Here is a 19,152-nt window from a genome sequence, read left to right on the forward strand (position 1 = left end):
CTGCCGATCAACCGCCGACTGCCGGGGCAATGGTCTCGAACCACGCCTCGTGCAGATGCTGCTGCCAGTGGTTCCACCAGTGCACGCCGGTGCCGGTGATCTTGACGTTGGGTCGACCGCCTGCAGCCTGCAACAACGGAACGAATGCCCGACTGCTCATGCCTGCGGCGGTTTCGAGCGGCACCATCTGCGCGAACTTGACGGGGTCGAAGCGGCTGCTGGCCGGGTTGAACACCGGGTCCGTCGCCGGTGAGCCGCTACCCGAGGAAACGAAGACTGCCGTGTTGCGCAACGCGCCGACATTGAGCGACGGATCGTTGCGGATCCAGTCTGCCGACGGCCAGGTGCCCCACATGTTGCGCGCGTTGCCGCCCATCTCGCCGACGGCGACCGAGATGCCCTGAGCGAATCCGGGGCTGCTGGCCGTCGGGTAGCCACTGAACGACGCCACCGCCTTGTAGAAGTCCGGCCGGTGAGCCGCCAGGTTCAGTGCCGAGGTGCCGCTCATCGACAGGCCGGCCACGGCGTTGTTGACGTTGTCGCTACCGAAACGATCGGCCATGAAGGGCGGCAATTCCTGGGTGAGGAACGTTTCCCACTTCACCCGTCCGAGCTTGGGGTCGTCGCGCTGCCAGTCCGAGTAGAAGGTTCCGCCGCCGCCGAACGGAATGACCACGTTGACGTGCTTGTCGGCGAAGAAGCTCTCGACGTCGGTTTCGATGAGCCAACCGCTGTTGTCCTCGGGCGCACGCAGCCCGTCGAGCAGATACAGCGTGGGTGCAGGGCCGCCACCGGCAGCTCGGAGCACCTTGATCGGGATGTTCTTGTCCATCGACGGCGAGTAGACGTAGACCAGCTCAGAGTCGGCTTTCGCCACACCGGTCCCCATCAGCACCGTTGCCATCGTGGCGACCATGACCGCTACCAGAGCGAGCACCGTACTTCGTAACCGACCGCGCATCGAGATTGTCCCCTTGTTCGTATCCAGCCCCACCGTCCCGGGGAGGGTAACAGCTCGGTCACGGTAATGCGTCCTCTAGCGCGACGGGCTGTCGACGATCCACCAGGCCGCGTACGGCGGCAGCCATACCGATCCGTTGTCGTCGACCGCCAGGTCGTGCTGCGAGAGCACCTCGGTGGGGGCCGGGATGCCGAGCTCGATCAACTGCGCATGGGGGAACGGGCGGTGCTCAGAAGTGACGTTGTAGAGCCCCACCAGGGTGCCGCTGGGATGACGTCTGCGCACCACGAGCAGGCCGTCGTCGGATTCGGTCTGGAGGTCGACCGGCGCCTCGGCGTGCAACATCGGTAGACCGGAGCGCACCTTCGCGATGCGAGCGATGCCGTCGAACACTCGTTGGGCGTCGCTCCCCTGCTGAAATCGGCCGGCGCGGTCGGCGTCGGTGACGCGGGGTCGATGCACCCATCTGTTGTCCTCGGCATGAGCCGGTTCGTCTGCCCAGTTCGGGTCTCCCGGGGAGCCGAGCTCGTCACCGCTCCACACGACGGGAATGCCGCCCCATCCGGCAATGATGGCGTGCGACAGAAAGATTCGCCCGAACGCGCCGTCGGGATCCAGCCGGGCCGGGCCCAGACCGGTGAGCGCGGCTGCGGTTCCACTGATCCGGCGATCCCCGGTGTCCGGGTTGTACTGGAACACAAGCCCTTCGGCCCAGGAACCGTCGAACTCGCCGGAGTACCAGTCGGCCAGAAAATGCCGATGGCCTGCACCCGACAGTCCGAGCGACGCCGCGTCACCGTCGTCGATGGCCCAGCCGATGTCGTCGTGGCATCGCACGTAGGTCACCCAGGTGCCACTCGGTGGCGTGGGCGGTAACGACGCCAGGGCATGACGCGCCAAAGCCGTACTGCCCGTGGCCAACATCGACCAGACCTGCACCATCAGCGAGTTGTGGTAGGCGATGTCCGATACTCGCCCGGTGTGTCTGCCCTGCCCCAGATACGGCAACAGATCGCGTGGGCCGACGATTGCTTCGGCCTTGAAGAGCGTTGCCGGAGCGGCAAGGCGAGCGGTCGCTCGGAGAGCCTGGGTGATCGCATGCACTTCGGGCTGGTTCTGGCAGTTGGTGCCGAGCCGCTTCCACAGAAATGCGATCGCATCGAGGCGGAGCACTTCCACCCCGAGATTGGCCAGGTGCAGCACGATGCTCGCGAACTCTTGCAGCACAGCCGGATTGGCCCAGTTCAGATCCCACTGCCACTCGTTGAACGTGGTCCACACCCACTCGCCGAGTTCGTCGTCGAACGTGAAGCTGCCCGGCGCGAAGTCCGGAAATACCTCGGGGAGGGTGCGCTCGTAGGAATCCGGGGTCGTCCGATCGGGGTAGATCAAGAAATAGTCGCGGTACTTCGGATCGCCGGCTCGCGCCTCGACGGCCCATTCATGTTCGCGAGCAACGTGATTGAGAACCAGGTCGACCACCATGCTGATACCACGTCCGCGCAGAGTCTCGGCGAGAGTACGCAGATCCTCGTTGGTGCCCAGATCTTCTCGCACCGCGCGATAGTCCATCACTGCGTAGCCGCCGTCGTTGTCGCCCGGCCGCGGTCGAAGCAACGGCATCAGATGCAGGTAGGTGACACCCAGATCGGTCAGGTGATCCAGTCGTTCACCGACTCCGCGCAGCGTCTCGCCGTAACGGTCCACATAGCAGGCGTAGCCGAACATGTCCGGCTGCTGAAACCAATCGGGTTCGAGCAGTCGACGCTGATCGAGTCTGTGCAGATCCTCGGACCGTTCCGCGTACGCACGGGCGGCGATCTCCACGAGCGTGGCAGCCACTGCATCAGGGTCGGGGTAGACAGCCGTGACGGCGTCGTGCAGATCGGGAAACCACTGTTCGAGGCGGAGCTCGAACGTCTCGCGTCGATGGGCGGGCAGATCGGCGAGGATGTCGCGGGTGACGTCTGAGACCGTGGTGTGCGCCATGGACTCATCATGGCATCGAGCAGTCGCTGCCGACGCGCATACATCCCGAATCCCCGGGGTACTGGCGCAGCATGTCATTGCTGAGCCGCACGGTGGACACGATTCTCGACAGAGCCGTCGTTCCCGGCTACTCCCGAATCGGTGCCACGGTGCGTCGGCGATTCTGGGCCGCCGATCCGTTACCGTTCGCCTCCCCCATCGACATGGTGGTCACCGGCGCATCCTCGGGGTTGGGAGCAGCTACCGCGAAGCAGCTCGCCCGCCTCGGAGCGCGGGTGCACCTGGTCGGACGATCGGCCGAGCGACTCGACGCCGCCGCTGCTGCCATCCGAACCGAAGTGACCGACGCCTCGCTCGTGGTGCGTGAGTGCGATATCAGCGATCTCGATTCGGTGGCGGCCCTGATCGCGGCATTGGCGTCCGAACTGACAGCGGTGCACGCGCTCGTACATTGCGCCGGGGTGATGCCGGACGAGCGGCGGTTGTCGGCACAGGGACACGAATCCGCTTTCGCCACCCATGTTCTCGGACCGGTCGCACTGACGGTGGGACTGAGAGAATTGTTCGACGCCGGATCGCGGGTGGTGTTCGTATCGAGCGGAGGCATGTATGCGGTGCCGCTGCAGAACCCGGACTTCGAGTACGAGAACGGCAAGTACTCCGGCATGACGGCGTACGCCCGAACGAAACGAATGCAGGTGGTGGTGGCCGAGCAACTGGCCGAACGCTTTTCGCTCGAGGACGATCCGGTGGTACACAGCATGCATCCGGGCTGGGCGTCCACGCCGGGCGTCACCGGGTCTATGCCACTGTTCGATTCGGTGATGAAACCCATTCTGCGCAGCGCCGACGACGGTGCCGACACCATCGTCTGGCTCGTGGCCGCCGATCCCGCGTTGACCAGCACCGGCACATTCTGGCACGACCGAGCGCCGCGGCCGACGCACTATCCCTCCTGGCGCGGAGATTCCGCGCGGGTGCGAGATGCATTGTGGGCGAATGTGGTCGAGGCAACGGGAATCGAGATCTGACGTCAGTTACGGCTCGACTGCCGGCCGCTTTCGCCCACCGACCACGTTCCGAACGAGTATCAGCAGTGTCAAGCTGGTACCCCAGCCCATCATGCACAGGATGACACCCACGCCCGATTGCCCGGTGACATCGGTGCTTGCTGAGACGCAGAACGCCGTCGAGAACCCAGCGGTCGTACCCAGCGCAGCGACGTGTCCGCCGGTATTCGCCCATCGCGACAGATGCGCGGCCAGCAGGCACAGCAACACAACCGTCGCCCCGCACGCGGCCACTTGCCAGGACGGGAACGCGTTCGGGGCCGGGAGACCCGGTCCACGGAACTCGCCCCGGTAGTCGGCAGACCAGCTCAGCCACCCTGCACACGCGACGAAACCCGCTGCGACAGCAATCGATCCGGTGGCCCACAGCCCCATAGATCCCTTCCCCGGCCCCTCTCGCAGTCTCGAGAACAGAGCCCACAGAAGGAGCGCCCAGAAGGTCGACGGCACGCCGACGAAAACGAAGACTATCCACAGAAACTGAGACCACGAAAAGTCGACCGCCATCCGCCGACGCTATCCGACGAGCACCGATTCGTTCGCATCACAGACCCAGCAGGTCGGCCGATCTGCGCAGCCGCATCAGGACCTGAAGATCGAGAGCATTGTCCGGGTCGCGCCAGTGCGTTCCGATCAGACGGTCGATCGCGTCGAGTCGTTGATAGAGCGTGTTGACATGCACCCCGAGAGCCGACGCGGTTGCCGAATGATGGCGTCCACGCGCCAGATAGGTCGAGAGTGTCTCCATCAGCGGAACCCCGCGCTTGTTCTGCTCGGCCAACAGCGGACCCAACTTTTCCTGCGTGAGTTCGTCGAGATGTTCACGCGCCAAGTGGCTGAGCAGAATTCGATAGATTCCCAGCCCCCGCGCCGAACATGCTTCCCCCTCGCGGCCGAGGGTGACCAACACGTCGACGGTCTGCCGAGCTTCCCGATAGCCCTTTGCCAGCGCCTCGGGTCCGGTGCTCGGCTCGGAGATTCCTACGGTGGCGCCGGCGAGGAACATCGGTGTGACCGTCGCCGAATCGCGCGCGGGCACCACCACCATCAGGCTCGAACCTTGCTCCGCGACAACAGATCCTGTCGGGAATTGGCCGAGCTTGGTTCTCGACGCACCCTGCGCGACGGCTACACAGTAGGACGTGTCGGGGGCAAGTCCGGCCAAATGGAGTTGTCGCCGTTCGGCATCCGGAGTGGACGCCGGGTGCGAGAGCAGGTCCACCAGGAACGCATCCTGGGCGCGCCGCGCGGAATCGGCGGCGGCTCGCTCCTCGGCAAGTGACAGGGCCACTGCAGGCGCGGCTCGGTCGAGCAGCAGACGTGTCCTGGCATCGTCCGGTCCGATCGAGATCAGCGCACCGAGGAATTGACCGGCTGCGGCCACCCGATGAGCCGTCATCGACGGCGTCGACACGGTGTCCTTGCCGTCGCCACACACGCGTAGCAGTTCGTCGACCTCCGCCGAGTGGACGGCCAGTGCCACGGGAATCGCAGCGGCATCCGGAACGAAGTACGCCGGACGCTCGGTCAATACGGCAATCTCGCGCACCAGTGTTCGTACGCCGCCGCCGCGCAGGACCACCTGGGTCAACGTTCGGTCCCACTGCAGTGTCTGTTCGAGTTCGGCTGTGCGTTCGGATAATTCGGCATTCAGCGTCTCGAGCCGGTCGATGGTCCGAACGTTCTCGATGGCGATGGCCGCGTGCGCGGCCAGCGCCGAGAGCAGGGCGATCTCACTGTCTGCGAAGTCGCGTTCCTGGCGCTTGCATGCAAACAGTGCGCCGATCACTCGATCGCCCACCCGCAACGGCACGCCGAGCAGACCGCGCATGTTCTCCGAGCGGGCCGCGCTGTCCGCACCGGTAATGTGCTGGAACGCCGGCTCGCTCTGGTAGTCGGGGGTCCACGACGGCGACGCACTGCGCACGATGAGTCCGACGAGCCCTGCATCCTGTTCGAGCCGAAGACCGACGAGCCTAGGAGTCAGGGCTCCGCTGGTGACGTCGATGACGAACTCGTCTCCCTGTACGGACCCCATGTAGGCGAGGTCGACACCGAGAAGCCTGCGTGCCTGATCGACGACCTCTTGGAGAAGAGCACGGTTGTCGCGCACCGTCGTCAGTCGCACCGCGATGTCGTTGAGTGCCGCCAACTCCGTGCTGCGTTGACGTCGCTGATCCAGCAGGGCGCGTAGCCGGAGAGCTGCGTGCGCTTCGGCACCTGGAAATGCCTTCCGGTGCTCCTCGAGACGATCGATCGACGCGTCGTCGAGCAGAAGTTCCATCCATGACTTCTCCGCGGACATAGAGAGAACCTACATTGGCCGAGACCCAGCTCACAGCTAGAGTCGATAACATGACGCTCGTCAAACAACTGTCCGAGGCCTTGCCCACCGATCGCATAGTGGTCGACCCGGACGTCATCGCCTCCTACCAGCACGACGAGGCGGAGTGGGCCCCGTATTCGCTGCCTGTTGCCGTCGTGCGGCCCCGGACCGCCGAGGAAGTGCAGACCGTCGTTCGAGCCTGTCTCGCCCACGGAACGCCGATCGTCACTCGCGGGGCGGGCACCGGTTTGTCCGGCGGAGCCAACGCCACCGAAGGCTGCGTCGTGCTCGCACTCGACGGAATGCACACCATCAAGGAGATCGACGCACTCGAGCGTTATGCCGTCGTCGAACCCGGAGTCGTCAACGATCACCTCAGAGCAGCGGTCGCAGAGCAGGGTCTGTGGTATCCGCCGGATCCAGCCAGTGCGCCGTGGTCGACGATCGGCGGCAACGTGGCCACCAACGCCGGTGGACTGTGCTGCGTCAAGTACGGCGTCACCCGCGATTACGTCATGGGGATGCAGATCGTCACCGGTACCGGAGAATTGGTACGACTCGGGCGTAAGACCGCGAAAGGCGTTGCCGGATACGATCTTGCGGGTCTGATGGTCGGATCCGAAGGAACACTCGGAATCATCACCGAGATCACCGTCAAGTTGCGCCCGCTGCAGGATCCACAACGCACCGTCGCCGGCTACTTCGACAGCATCGTCGATGCCGGACGTGCCGTGGCCGCAGTGGCCGCCGCCGGATTGACGCCGTCCGCGCTCGAGCTGATCGACAAGCAGTGCCTCATCGCCGTCGACGCCTGGAAGAACATGGGCCTGTCGGTCGAGGCAAATGTGGTGTTGCTCGGGCGAATCGACGATCCCGGGCTCATCGGAGACCAGCAGGCCGAGAAGATGCTGACGTGCTTCGACGAGGCCGGAGCCACGTGGTCTGCGGTATCGACCGATCAGGAGGAGGCCGACGCCCTGTTCTCTGCTCGGCGGTTGGCGTATCCCGCGATGGAGCGACTAGGACCGGTGTTGACCGAGGACGTCTGTGTGCCCAAGAAACATGTGCCCGAAATGCTGTCGCGTATCGAACAGATCGGCCTGCGCTACGAGACGACGATCGCCAACATCGCCCATGCGGGCGACGGAAACCTGCATCCGTTGCTCATCACCCCGCACGACGACATCCCGGCGCGCAAGCGTGCTCAGGCCGCCTTCGCCGAGATCATCGACGCTGCATTGGAACTCGGAGGCACTGTCACCGGCGAACACGGCGTGGGGTTGCTCAAGATGGACGGACTGGCGCAGGAGCTGGACCCAGTTGTGCTGGACATGCACCACGCAGTGAAAAAAGCACTCGATCCGCATGGAATCCTGAACCCGGGCAAGGTCTTCGCGTCCTGAAATCTCAGCCTCCCAAGCCCTGGGACGATGGACCTATGGCTAGCAAGCTGACCATGGACTTCGGTTCTGCGTTGCCCATCGGGTGGACCGAACTCGACCGAAGCGTGGCATCGGAGCATTGGTCGCTGTTCGACAACAAGTTCGGGTTTCGGCCCGGGACCACACCTGAGTCGTGGCCGGCCATTGCCGAGCCTGCCCCGTCGATGACATTCGACCTCGACGCAGACACCGTACGCACGATGGCCTCATGGTCTGCGAGAGTCGACGCAGTCAATGCGGAAGCCCTGCGCTGCTTCGTCACCGAATTTGCGGATGACCCCACGTTTGTGGTCCTGGACTGGCAACACCCCTGCTACAGCTTCGATGCCCAAGCGCACGCCGATGCGGCCGAGAACGCCGAGTGGCGGGTACCCGTCTATCCGGACGGCGACTACTACATCTTCGCCCGCGACGGATTCACCGAAGGGACCTTCGGTCACCCGTGGGAACGCACCTTGTGTGTCTTCGGACCGCGCATGGTCGCCACGCTCGGGCGCACCTTGGCGACGTGGCTCCCCACGATCCGGGTCGACGGCCGACGGGTCGCGAATCGATAGCCGATTCGCTCGGCGTCGAGACGAGTTGCCGAACCGGATCCCCTCGGTCGTCAGTGCGAGACCGGTGCCCCCACATCACTGCTCGTGCTGTTTCCCACCGTGCGACGGTGCAGCGCCAGCACCAGCCCGACAGCCACCATCATGACGCCGCCGACGACCCACAAACCCGCCTTCGCGTTCCCGGTGGCGTCGAGTAGCCAGCCCGTCACGTACGGCGCGCCGAAGCCGGACAGGTTGCCCACCGAATTGATGATCGCGATGCCCGCGGCCGCGCCTGCGCCGGTGAGGAATGCACTGGGCAGGTACCAGAACACCGGCAGCGCGCAGAACACTCCGACTGCGTTGACCGTCACCGCGATCATCGTGGTGAACGGCGAATCCATATACAGCGCAACGGGGATGGAGACCGCGCCGATCAACGTGGGGATCGCGACATGCCAGGTGCGCTCACCGGTCCGATCCGAATGTCTGCTCCACAACACCATGGCGAGAGCACCCACGGCGAACGGAACCGCGACGATCAGCCCGGTTGTCACGAGGGAGAAGTCGGTATCGAACGTCTTCTTGAAACCGGCGACGATGCTGGGTAGGAAGAAGCTCAGCGAGTACAGGCCGTAGGTGATCCCGAAGTACACCAGCCCGAGCATCCACACTCGTGCGTCGGTGAGAGCCCGCTTGACCGAGCCGGTGATGTGCGCGCTCTTCGACGACCCCTCGGACTCCAATTCCGCTGTCAACCAACTCTTCTCGTCGTCGTCCAGCCATGTGGCCTGCGACGGCCGATCGGTCAGGTAGAACCAGGTGATCACACCGAGAACGATTGCCGGGAGGCCCTCGAACAAGAACATCACGCGCCAACCGGAGAGTCCGAACAGTCCGTCCCAGTACTGAATGATGGCACTCGACAGAGGCGCACCCAGCGCCGAGGAGACCGGCAGAGCCAACATGAACAGGCCCATCAGCCGAACTCGATAGGCCCGCGGGAACCACATCGTCATATACAGCAGGACACCGGGGAAGAAGCCCGCTTCGGCGATGCCGAGAACGATGCGGAGCCCGTACAGCCAGCCCGCAGTCGGTACGAATGCCATGGCGGCGGCCACGATTCCCCACGAGACCATGATGCGTGCAATCCAGCGGCGTGCGCCGAACTTGTGCAGGGCCAGGTTGCTCGGCACCTCGAACAGCAAATAGCCGATGAAGAACAGCCCGGACGCCAACCCGAACATCGTCTCGGTAAGCCCCAGCTCGTCGCTCATCGTGAGCTTGGCGAGACCGATGTTGGTGCGATCGAGATAGTTGACGAAGTAGGCCACCCCGAGGAACGGAATGATGCGTCGAGCGACCTTCTTGACCACCCTGGTTTCGATCTCGGGCTTCGTCGTGACTGCAGGCATGGGCTCGGCTTTCCATCGAACGGAAGTGACTTGGACCACAGTAGGGACCCATCAGGCAAGGGTCTGTGGAGAAATCACCCATCGAAGACGGAGATCCGAGGGCGAAGTCTCCAACGCTCGACGAGGGTTGCCGTGTTGCAGTCGAATGCCCACGCTGCGATCCTGTGCTTGTGCGAGTAGCTCTCATTGCCGATATTCACGGCAACATCGCGGCGCTCGAAGCCGTCCTCGAAGACATCGAACGGCAATGCGTCGACTCCGTGGTGAACCTCGGCGATCTGCTCTCCGGCGGACTGCATCCGCGCCGAACTGCGGATCGATTGATGGCACTGGGTTTCCCAACCATCGCCGGCAATCACGATCGCTACCTCCTCGAGCAGGAGCCCGATTCCATGGGCAGTTGGGATCGGCATGCCCACGATCAACTCGACGACGAGCATCGACGGTGGCTGGGTTCGCTCCCGTTCTCGCTCGAGCTGGGTAACGGAATCCTCGCAGTACACGGAACACCCACCGATGATCAGCAGTACTTCCTGCACTCGGTGGACCCTCACGGCTCTCGCGAGGCAACCGAGGTCGAAATCATCGAAAGGGCAGCAGGTTTCACGGACCGATCTGTCATCGCCTGCGGCCACACCCATCTGCAGCGCCAGTGGACTCTCCCCAGCGGCACGCTCGTCGTGAATCCGGGCAGCGTCGGCGCGCCCGCGTACGACGACGATCAGCCCTACCCCCACGTCATGGAATCGGGGTCTCCACACGCCCGATACGCAGTGCTGGACGATCACAGCACGGGCAGCTGGACGGTGTCGTTCGAGCGCGTCGAGTACGACCACATCGGTGCCGCCGACGATGCCCGCGCGCACGGAATGACCGATATCGCCGACGCGCTTCTCACCGGTTTCGTCGGTCCCGCTCCCCTCGAGCAGTCACACTGAGCCCGTGAAGATCACCGACGTCCAGCGGCGACAGCGGCTCGTCGCGCAGCACTTGTCCGACGCCCCGAGTGCGGAATCCGTGGTGTCGTCGTTGCTCGCACTGCATGCCACCGATCCGGCTACGGTGTATCTTTCCGTGCTGGCACGCGCCCGCTCGCTGGGATTGTCGGACGTTCGTGACGCGATGTACGAGCGCCGTAGCTTGGTTCGCCTGATGGCGATGCGTCGCACGATGTTCGTGGTCGCGCACGACGACGTTCCGATGATCCACGCTGCCGCCAGCCTCGGAGTTGCCCGCACGATGCGAACCCGGTTGGTCAAACAGGTGTCGACGCTGCCGACCGAACCGGTGATCGACGACGTCGAATCCTGGCTGGCGGCAACCGAAGCCGAGACCGATGCCGTTTTGCGCTCGATGGGCACGGCGACCGGGGCGGAACTGTCCGCAGCAGTCCCTGGACTGAAAACCGCTCTACTGCCGACCACGGACAAGGTGTACGACGTCAAACGCTATGTCACCTCCGAAGTGTTGGTAATGATGGCCGCGGAGGGAAAGCTGGTGCGGGTCGAGCCGCGCGGCGCGTGGACGTCGCGCCGACATGCCTGGGCACCGATCGATCAGTGGTGGCCCAACGGGATTCCCGAGTTGGACGAGCCCTCCGCCCGAGCCGATGTGGCCCGGCGCTGGCTCGACGTGTTCGGACCGGCGACCTTGGACGACCTGCAATGGTGGACGGGATGGAACAAGACGCAGACCCATGGAGCGGTCGCCGAACTCGACACCGTGGCCGTCGAACTGGCCGATGGTGACGGAATCATGTTGACCGACACAGTGTTCCAGGATCCCCCGCCTCGGGCGATGCTGCTTCCCGCCCTGGACCCCACGCCGATGGGGTGGAAGCACCGACACTGGTATCTCGGCGAACACAAGGCCCCGCTGTTCGATACCTTCGGAAATATCGGTCCGACCATCTGGTGGGAGGGGCGCATCGTCGGCGGATGGGCCGTGGATTCCAATGGTTCGGTGGTCACGGAAGTACTCGAGGACGTCGGGCCTGCGGCGTCGAAAGAGGTTGCAGCAGAGGCTGACCGGATCACCGCCCTGCTCGACGGTACCGCGGTGGTCCCGTCGTTTCCGACGCCGTTGGAGAAGAGACTGCGCGGAAAGTCGTAGCCATATCGGTCCGAGGTGACAGTCGAACTGTGTGTGTAAATGGCGGTGCCACACAACCCTTCGAGCTATGTGATCCCCACTCCTACGGTTGGGATGCCTAACCAAACAGCACCCGGATTTCGTTGTAGGGTCACAACGTGCCTATCAGTCTGGTTTCCATCGTCCTCCCCGTGTACAACGGTTTGCCCGAACTGAACGAGCAGCTCCACGCGCTTGCTGCGCAGGACTACACAGGCGATGTCGAGCTCATCGTCAGCGACAACGGCTCGACCGACGGCCTCCGCTCACATCTCGAAGAACTGTCTCTACCTCTGACGATGCGCATCGTCGACGCCTCCGCCAAGCGTGGCGTCTCCTACGCCCGCAACCTTGGCGTGGAAGCCGCGCGGGGCGACATCATCGCCTTCGTCGACCACGACGACGTCGCTTCTCCGACGTGGCTGACTTCCATGGTGCGCGCACTCGACAGCTACGACGCCGTGGGCGGCGCAATCGAACACGATTCCCTCAATCCGCCCGAGGTGACGGCGTGGCGAGACAACCCGCCGAACGGCACCCTGTTTCCCACCGCCTACCTGCCGTATGCCCCGGGAAGCAATTTCGCGCTCAGGAGGCGCGTCTTCGACGAGGTCGGAGGCTTCGACGAAGACCTCGTGGGCGGTGCCGAAGACGTCGACTACTCGTGGAGGCTTCAGCAAGCAGGATTCACTCTCGGACATGCCGCGGATGCGTCGGTCGCCTACCGCATCAGAACTACGGTTCGTCGATCGTTCTTGCAAGGCCGCGCGTACGGACGCACGTCGTACCAACTGTCGACCAAGCACCGTGCTGCGGGCTGCCCTCATCCGTCGTCACTTGCCCGGATTCCCGCGCACACTGCGGCGATCTTGTATCTCGCGACAATTCGCAATCCGTGGTTGCCGAAGGTACTACGACCGATGCCCAGCGGTCTGTGGGCCCACTACATCGGAATCCACTACGGCGCACTCCGAATTCGGGTGGCCGCGCTCGGCCGCGGCCTGCGACGGAGTCCCCGATGACATACGAGATAGTCGACGCGATACGCGAAGAGACCATGGCCGTCCTGCGGCAGCATGCCAAACCCGGAGATCGGTTGGCTCACTTGGACTTTCCGAATCACTTCAATGCCGGTGACTCGCTCATCTACGCCGGTGAGGTCGAGTACCTGAAGCGGTTGGACGTGCACGTCGACTACGTGTCCGATCCGTTCACCCACAACCACGATCTGCTCGAACAACGAGTCGGTGATGGGACCCTGTTTCTGCAGGGCGGAGGAAATTTCGGTGACCGCTGGCCGATGGACCAGAAATTTCGTGAAGCAATCGTTGCGCGGTTTCCTCGCAACAAGATCGTGTGCCTGCCCCAAAGCATCGACTACTCCGACGCCGACGCCATGCACAGGACCGCGGCCCTCTACGCACAGCACCCGGACCTCACCCTCATGCTGCGTGAACAGCGTTCGTACGAGCTGGCGCTCGCCCATTTCCCGAACAACCGCGTCGAATACTGTCCGGACATGGCTTTCGGTGCCGAGATCGCACACAGCGCCGAAGGCTCTGCAGTGGACGTCGTGAAACTCGTGCGCGACGATTCCGAAAGCCTCGGTCATGCTTCGGTGAACGTCGACGCGTCGTCCGTCCAGTACGACTGGGGTCTGCACGGAAGGGATCTGGCGACCTCGACGGTGGTGACGCTGCCGACCCGAATCGCATACAACTTCCCCAAAGCGAATCGCCTGCTGTACCCCGCTCTCGTTCGCTCGTACGAGCAGACAGCGAAGCTCAACCTCCGTGTGGCGCAGCGCATTCTGAATCTGGCGCCCGTCGTGCTCACCGATAGGCTGCATGCGGCCGTATTGGCCGCGATGATGGGCAAGCGCGTCGTGGCGATGGACAACGCGAACAGGAAGGTATCCGGCATCTACGACGCCTACCTGCACCGGTTCGACAACGTTCAGTTCGCAGCGACACCCGACGCCGCCGCCGACATGGTTCGGCAGGCCGTGTCCGACAGTCGACGATGAACGCTGGTCGACACCCCGTCCGTTTTCAGAAGGGGTAACGGCCCTCGGCCCAGGCACGCGCGGCGGGAGGAGTCACCGCGTCGACGGGTTCGCCGTCGCGAAAGTAGTTGGTGTGCAGGATCCGACCCGCGTCGACTGCCTCTTGCCAGGCCTGCGTCGGACCTTCGCCGAACCAGAGCCACGGCGTGATGTCGTCCATGATGACAACCGATTCCGGGGTGGCGAGCGCACGAAGATCGTCGAGGTCTGCGCGGGCACCTTCCACAGAATGGTCACCGTCGATGAAGATGACATCGAAGCGCGCGTCCGGGTGTTGCTCGGCATAAGCCTTGATGGTCGTGTGGGAATCTCCCTGGATCAAAGTGTGTCGGCCCGGGAAGTGTTTGTCGACATGGGCTTTCGCGGCGTCGCTGTAGGCATACGCGGCCAGATCGAAGGATACGACGGTCACGTCGGGGGAGGCTTCGAGAAACGCCCAGCTCGAGAAGCCGGCATTGAACCCGACCTCGCAGATCGACTTCGTGCCGGGCCTCGCGGCCAGTGCCGATAGGTATCCGAGTTCCGATTCGTCGGCTCCACGCTCGAAAGGCTCCCCCGCTGTGGCGGTTCGATGCACCAACGACTCGAGGTATTCCAGGCCCATCCATGTCCTCCTGTTCGACTGCTTCGGAGCGTAGCCGACGGTCGATCGTGCGCGCAGACGACAACTGCCACCTGGCCGACACCGATGTCTGTAGCGTTCGCACCAAATGACTTTCCGTTCGTGGAATTGCCATCGCGGGCTTGGCAATCGGAGTGATCGAACTGCTCGTGGTCGCAACTGTCGTCTACGGTTTCGGTTCTCTCACGCCGAGAACGTCGGCATCCGTCGAAACACTTGTTCCGTACTCCTTACCGGCTACCGCACTCTTCACAGTTCCTGCTGCTACGGAACCACCGACTCCGGTCGAGACCACCGTCGACGCGACCGAGGCCCCCTCGGCCCCACTGCCCGAGGTGGACGGACCATGCGATCCGGGCGTCGACAATCACGGAACCTCCGCCGATGGCACGTTCCTGAAGTGCACCTATGCAGGGTCGACTCGCGCGCATTGGGTGCAGTCGGCACCGATCATCGACGGCAATGCGGAGCCAGGGTCGGAATGCGACCCCGCAGCGAGAGGGATTGCGGTGTCGCCGGACGGATTCGACATGTTCTGCGTCTCCGACGGCGCGAACGGTGGCGGCTACTGGTCACCCGGACCGTAGGCGATCTGCGGATCGACGGCCGTCAGACGTTGAAGCGGAACTCCACCACGTCGCCGTCGGACATGACGTAGTCCTTGCCCTCGATGCGCACCTTGCCAGCAGCCTTGGCCGAGGCCATCGAACCTGCGGCGACGAGGTCGTCGAAGGACACGATTTCGGCCTTGATGAAGCCGCGCTCGAAGTCGGTGTGAATGACGCCCGCGGCCTGGGGTGCGGTGTCACCCCGGTGAATTGTCCACGCACGGGCCTCTTTCGGGCCTGCGGTGAGGTAGGTCTGCAAGCCCAGGGTGTGGAAGCCGGCGCGCGCCAACGCGTCGAGACCGGGCTCGGTCTGACCGACGGATTCGAGCAACTCGGCTGCCGATTCCTTGTCGAGTTCGAGCAACTCCGACTCGATCTTCGCATCCAGGAACACCGCATCGGCGGGTGCGACCAGTCGAGCCAGTTCGCCGATCTTCGCGTCGTCGGTCAGCACCGACTCGTCGGCGTTGAACACGTACAGGAACGGCTTGGTGGTGAGCAGCTGGAATTCACCAAGCAGCTCGAAGTCGAGCTTGGCCTTCGCCGAGAACAGCGTCTTGCCGTCGTTCAGCACAGCCTGCGCGGCCAGAGCCGCATCGAGCGCCGGCTTGCGATCCTTCTTGATCCGCACCTCTTTCTCGAGGCGCGGGATCGCCTTCTCGAGGGTCTGCAGATCAGCGATCGCGAGTTCGGTCTCGATGACCTCGATATCCGCGGTCGGGTCGACGCGACCATCGACGTGGACCACGTCGTCGTCGGCGAAGACGCGAACGACCTGGCAGATGGCGTCGGCCTCACGGATGTTGGCGAGGAACTTGTTGCCCAGGCCTGCGCCCTCGGACGCACCCTTGACGATGCCGGCGATGTCGACGAACGACACCAGTGCGGGCACGAGCTTCTCCGAACCGAACACCTCGGCCAGCTTCTCGAGCCGGGGATCCGGCAGCGCGACCACGCCGACGTTGGGCTCGATGGTCGCGAACGGATAGTTCGCGGCCAGCACATCGTTGTTGGTCAGTGCATTGAAGAGGGTGGACTTGCCGACGTTGGGCAGTCCGACGATTCCGAGGGTGAGGCTCACGGTCTATGGAGTCTACTTTGACGACACGGCCAGCTCGGACAGTGCCCGGCCAGCGTCGATACTCGATGCACCGAGTGGTGCCAGAACTACGTGATCCGCGCCGGCAGCGTGGTGAGCGGCCACCCGCTCGGCGATGTCGTCGACACTCCCCCACACCACCAGGTCGTCGACCAGACGGTCGCTGAGATCCTCGACATCCGCGTCGGTGAACCCCATGCGGAGGAAGTTCTGCCGATAGCCGGGAACGGTTGCGAGGAAGCTCAGCGGCTCCCGAGCTGCAGCGCGTGCTCGATCCGGATCGGACTCGACCACGACGAACTGGTCGACCACCAACGTCGCCCCACCGAGCGCACCGCGCGCCTGCGACGTCCACTCGGGCGCCACGAGCAACCCGATCGCGCCGGCCGCGCGGTCGCGAGCCATCTCCAACTTCTTCGGCCCGAGCGCCGCGAGCAGCGTCTGATCCGCTGGTACGGCGAGTTCGTCGAGGTATCTATGCAACTTAGCGAGAGGTCGAGCACTCTGCGGCCCACCGAGACCGAGGACGAATCGACCGGTGTCCGAAAGCTCGTCGAACAGTGTTCCGGTCTGTGCAGGTGAGTACACATCGATCGGCACGATCCCCGGAACGACGGTGGCGGTCTCGGTCGCGTGGACCAGATCGGCCAACCTGCCGAGCCGATCGATCTGCCCGCCCGGCAGCCAGAACGAGGTGAATCCGAGTGATTCCAACTCCCGCGCGTCGTCGAGGTAGGACGGTGCCACGTCGATGGAAATGCCGATTGCGCCGAGCCCCAGTGTGTCCATGGCTGCGACGCTAAAACCTGAAGCGTTGTTCAGGTCAAGAGGTGATCGCCGAATTTGCGTCCCAGCTCGCCAGGATTGGCATGACTTTCGCGGTGCTCGATTCTTCCTCGACGGTATAGACGATCAGACTTTGATCCTGCGCGCTCGGCGAGGTCAGAAACTCGATTCCGAATTGCAGGGTGCCCGCCGCCGGGTGCTGGATGATCTTGGTTGCACCTGCGAATTCGGCGACCTCGTGATCGCTCCACCATTGCTCGAAACAAGGCTCGGACGAACGCAATTCGTCGATCAGCGCGGTCAGGGTCGGATCGCCCGGTCGACGAGCAAGATCGCGGCGCAGCGCGGCAACCGAGGCAGCCGCGAACTGCGACCAGTTGACGATTCGCTCCCGCGCGATGGGATTGCGAAACAGATAGTGGAACAGCGAATCCCCGGCGGACGACTGCAGACTCAACACCGCACGAACCAGCGCATTGCTGGCCAAGATGGTTCCCGAGCGCCCGAGCAGTAGCACCGGCACGTGATCGAGCGCCCGCATGACCTGCAGCAATCCCGGATCCGGTCGCTCCGGGGCGCTGTCGACCGGCACAGCTGGAGATGCGAGATCGAGCAGGTGCGCGGACTCCACCCGGTCGAGTTTCAACGCCCGAGCAATTGCTCGCAGCACCTCGGATGAGACATTGGCCTGGCGACCCTGTTCGAGCTTGCTGTAGTAATCCGGACTCACTCCGGCCAGCGCTGCGAGCTCTTCGCGCCGCAGGCCCGGTACCCGTCGCGCACCGGGATAGGTCGGTACTCCCGCCTCGGCGGGAGTGATGCGGTCGCGTCGATCACGCAGAAACGCACTCAGCGCCGACCTGTCGTTGTTCACGAAATCCACAGTAGTCACGCAAGCGATCGCCAACCTGGTCATGACAGACCTAGGTCGAACGACGCCTGGTCCGCTCGATTCGGCGACCGTAGACATGGCGTCATGACATCTCCCAGTTCCACACAACTCCATGGACGCACCGCCGTCGTCACCGGATCGACCAGTGGGATCGGTGCGGCCATCGCGCTCACCCTCGCCGCCCACGGGGCGAAGGTGGTCGTCAGCGGCCGCGACGCCGAGCGCGGCAAAGCCCTGGCGGCCCGCATCTCGGAAACCGGCGGCACAGCGACATTCGTCGACGTCGATCTGTCGGGCAGCTACAACGAACTTCGTGAGTTCGCCGCCCGCACTACCGACGCCCTCGGCGGGCGCGTCGACATTCTCGTCAACAACGCCGGTATCTATCCGGCCACCGCGACAGCCGATCTTCCCGACGACCAGCTCGACGCCATGCTCGCCGTCAACGTCCGAGCACCGCACGTGCTCGTCGGTGAGCTCGCACCGGGCATGGCCGAGCGCGGCAGCGGTGCCATCGTGAACATCGGGTCGTGGATGGCCACGATGGGCAGTCCGTTCGCTGCGATGTATTCCGCCACCAAAGCCGCCGACGAGCAGCTCGCTCGCAGCTGGGCCGCCGAGTTCGGTCCACGCGGTGTGCGAGTGAACGCCCTCGCGCCCGGAGCCACTCTGACTCCGGGCAACGAGGATGCACGCCAGGTACTCGACGCCATGACGGCCGGAACCCCGGCAGGCACAGTGCTGTCGCCGCAGAACATTGCCGACGGTGTGCTGTTCCTGGTCTCGGACGATGCCGCGATGGTGCACGGAACCACGCTCTACGTCGACGGCGGTATTTCGGTCACCCGCGGGTGATCAGCACACCGCCGTCGACGCATCACATGTTCGAGACGACCAAGCCGATGAACGCCAGGTAGAGAACGATGAAGACGCCGAAGATGATGAGGGACAGCTTTCCGAAGAACGCCGCGCGCTGCGACGAGTACTGCGCGCCTTGGACATCGCCCATCGACCACAGTGGATGGACTTTCAACGCATGATTGAACGCGGGGATGGCCAGTGGCCAGAAGAAGATGACTGCCACCACTGCCCAACCTGCGTTCGACGCCGGCAGCACCGGCGCGAAGGGCTGCGCCGCGGGAAAGTTCTGCTGATGAGTTTGCTCGTATGGTCCCGACATGTGGTGTTCCCCCCGAATGAATGAAGTG

19 protein-coding genes are annotated in these 19,152 nt (G+C 64.0%); 9 read left to right on the forward strand and 10 right to left on the reverse strand.

Features of this window, described 5'->3' with window-relative positions:
- Nucleotides 1-7 precede the first annotated feature (7 nt).
- Both CH266_RS07090 and CH266_RS07095 read right to left on the reverse strand, forming a co-directional pair.
- The gene (locus CH266_RS07090; RefSeq protein ID WP_032369664.1) at nucleotides 8-961 is read right to left on the reverse strand and encodes an alpha/beta hydrolase; all 954 of its coding nucleotides are present in this window, start codon (nucleotides 959-961) and stop codon (nucleotides 8-10) included.
- Nucleotides 962-1,036: 75 nt separating this feature from the next.
- On the reverse strand, nucleotides 1,037-2,950 hold the full coding sequence (locus CH266_RS07095) for an alpha-amylase family protein (RefSeq protein ID WP_094715017.1): 1,914 nt from the start codon (nucleotides 2,948-2,950) through the stop codon (nucleotides 1,037-1,039).
- Nucleotides 2,951-3,021: 71 nt separating this feature from the next.
- On the opposite strand from CH266_RS07095, the gene CH266_RS07100 reads away from it, so the two are divergent.
- Complete coding sequence (locus CH266_RS07100) at nucleotides 3,022-3,981, forward strand: SDR family NAD(P)-dependent oxidoreductase (RefSeq protein ID WP_032390345.1); 960 nt, start codon at nucleotides 3,022-3,024, stop codon at nucleotides 3,979-3,981.
- A 6-nt stretch (nucleotides 3,982-3,987) separates the two neighbouring features.
- Here the strand turns inward: CH266_RS07100 and CH266_RS07105 are convergent, their stop codons facing one another.
- A complete protein-coding gene (locus CH266_RS07105; RefSeq protein ID WP_094715018.1) occupies nucleotides 3,988-4,527 on the reverse strand; it encodes a hypothetical protein in 540 nt (179 codons plus the stop codon).
- 37 nt (nucleotides 4,528-4,564) lie between these two features.
- Nucleotides 4,565-6,304, reverse strand: coding sequence for a helix-turn-helix domain-containing protein (locus CH266_RS07110; RefSeq protein ID WP_094715212.1), 1,740 nt, complete (start codon nucleotides 6,302-6,304; stop codon nucleotides 4,565-4,567).
- Between the two features lie 71 nt (nucleotides 6,305-6,375).
- On the opposite strand from CH266_RS07110, the gene CH266_RS07115 reads away from it, so the two are divergent.
- Together CH266_RS07115 and CH266_RS07120 are read left to right on the forward strand one after the other, a co-directional pair.
- Nucleotides 6,376-7,749, forward strand: a complete 1,374-nt coding sequence (locus CH266_RS07115) for an FAD-binding oxidoreductase (protein WP_094715019.1) — start codon at nucleotides 6,376-6,378, stop codon at nucleotides 7,747-7,749.
- Nucleotides 7,750-7,784: 35 nt separating this feature from the next.
- Nucleotides 7,785-8,345: a DUF2716 domain-containing protein gene (locus tag CH266_RS07120; RefSeq protein ID WP_094715020.1), complete on the forward strand. Its 561-nt coding sequence runs from the start codon at nucleotides 7,785-7,787 to the stop codon at nucleotides 8,343-8,345.
- A 50-nt stretch (nucleotides 8,346-8,395) separates the two neighbouring features.
- Here the strand turns inward: CH266_RS07120 and CH266_RS07125 are convergent, their stop codons facing one another.
- On the reverse strand, nucleotides 8,396-9,742 hold the full coding sequence (locus tag CH266_RS07125; RefSeq protein ID WP_032375437.1) for an MFS transporter: 1,347 nt from the start codon (nucleotides 9,740-9,742) through the stop codon (nucleotides 8,396-8,398).
- A gap of 170 nt (nucleotides 9,743-9,912) precedes the next feature.
- On the opposite strand from CH266_RS07125, the gene CH266_RS07130 reads away from it, so the two are divergent.
- The 4 genes from CH266_RS07130 (at nucleotide 9,913) to CH266_RS07145 (ending at nucleotide 13,898) form a co-directional block, all read left to right on the forward strand.
- Nucleotides 9,913-10,680, forward strand: a complete 768-nt coding sequence (locus CH266_RS07130) for a metallophosphoesterase family protein (protein WP_094715021.1) — start codon at nucleotides 9,913-9,915, stop codon at nucleotides 10,678-10,680.
- 4 nt (nucleotides 10,681-10,684) lie between these two features.
- Nucleotides 10,685-11,854, forward strand: a complete 1,170-nt coding sequence (locus CH266_RS07135) for a winged helix DNA-binding domain-containing protein (RefSeq protein WP_094715022.1) — start codon at nucleotides 10,685-10,687, stop codon at nucleotides 11,852-11,854.
- Nucleotides 11,855-11,991: 137 nt separating this feature from the next.
- Nucleotides 11,992-12,894: a glycosyltransferase family 2 protein gene (locus CH266_RS07140; RefSeq protein ID WP_094715023.1), complete on the forward strand. Its 903-nt coding sequence runs from the start codon at nucleotides 11,992-11,994 to the stop codon at nucleotides 12,892-12,894.
- The gene (locus CH266_RS07145; RefSeq protein ID WP_094715024.1) at nucleotides 12,891-13,898 is read left to right on the forward strand and encodes a polysaccharide pyruvyl transferase family protein; all 1,008 of its coding nucleotides are present in this window, start codon (nucleotides 12,891-12,893) and stop codon (nucleotides 13,896-13,898) included. Before CH266_RS07140 ends, CH266_RS07145 begins: the two co-directional genes overlap by 4 nt.
- Before the next feature lie 25 nt (nucleotides 13,899-13,923).
- On the opposite strand, the gene CH266_RS07150 is transcribed toward CH266_RS07145, so the two are convergent.
- On the reverse strand, nucleotides 13,924-14,541 hold the full coding sequence (locus CH266_RS07150) for an O-methyltransferase (RefSeq protein WP_094715025.1): 618 nt from the start codon (nucleotides 14,539-14,541) through the stop codon (nucleotides 13,924-13,926).
- Nucleotides 14,542-14,681: 140 nt separating this feature from the next.
- Here CH266_RS07150 and CH266_RS07155 point away from each other — a divergent pair, with 140 nt between their 5' ends.
- Nucleotides 14,682-15,146, forward strand: a complete 465-nt coding sequence (locus tag CH266_RS07155) for a hypothetical protein (protein ID WP_141214508.1) — start codon at nucleotides 14,682-14,684, stop codon at nucleotides 15,144-15,146.
- Nucleotides 15,147-15,168: 22 nt separating this feature from the next.
- Here CH266_RS07155 and ychF read toward each other — a convergent pair whose 3' ends face one another.
- From ychF to CH266_RS07170, 3 genes are read right to left on the reverse strand one after another with little or no spacing between them, the layout of a single operon-like run.
- Nucleotides 15,169-16,248, reverse strand: coding sequence for a redox-regulated ATPase YchF (gene ychF, locus CH266_RS07160; RefSeq protein ID WP_032386277.1), 1,080 nt, complete (start codon nucleotides 16,246-16,248; stop codon nucleotides 15,169-15,171).
- Between the two features lie 12 nt (nucleotides 16,249-16,260).
- Nucleotides 16,261-17,055: a TIGR03620 family F420-dependent LLM class oxidoreductase gene (locus CH266_RS07165; protein WP_094715027.1), complete on the reverse strand. Its 795-nt coding sequence runs from the start codon at nucleotides 17,053-17,055 to the stop codon at nucleotides 16,261-16,263.
- A gap of 34 nt (nucleotides 17,056-17,089) precedes the next feature.
- Entirely contained in the window at nucleotides 17,090-17,926 is an 837-nt protein-coding gene (locus CH266_RS07170; protein ID WP_094715213.1) for a helix-turn-helix domain-containing protein, read from the reverse strand.
- Nucleotides 17,927-18,028: 102 nt separating this feature from the next.
- Between CH266_RS07170 and CH266_RS07175 the strand changes: the two genes are divergently transcribed.
- Nucleotides 18,029-18,799 (forward strand): SDR family NAD(P)-dependent oxidoreductase, encoded by a 771-nt coding sequence (locus CH266_RS07175; protein WP_094715028.1) that lies wholly within the window; start codon nucleotides 18,029-18,031, stop codon nucleotides 18,797-18,799.
- Between the two features lie 22 nt (nucleotides 18,800-18,821).
- On the opposite strand, the gene CH266_RS07180 is transcribed toward CH266_RS07175, so the two are convergent.
- Nucleotides 18,822-19,124: a CD225/dispanin family protein gene (locus tag CH266_RS07180; RefSeq protein WP_158514267.1), complete on the reverse strand. Its 303-nt coding sequence runs from the start codon at nucleotides 19,122-19,124 to the stop codon at nucleotides 18,822-18,824.
- Nucleotides 19,125-19,152 lie beyond the last annotated feature (28 nt).

Source organism: Rhodococcus sp. 06-1474-1B (genome assembly GCF_002258885.1).
GTDB lineage: Bacteria > Actinomycetota > Actinomycetes > Mycobacteriales > Mycobacteriaceae > Rhodococcoides > Rhodococcoides fascians.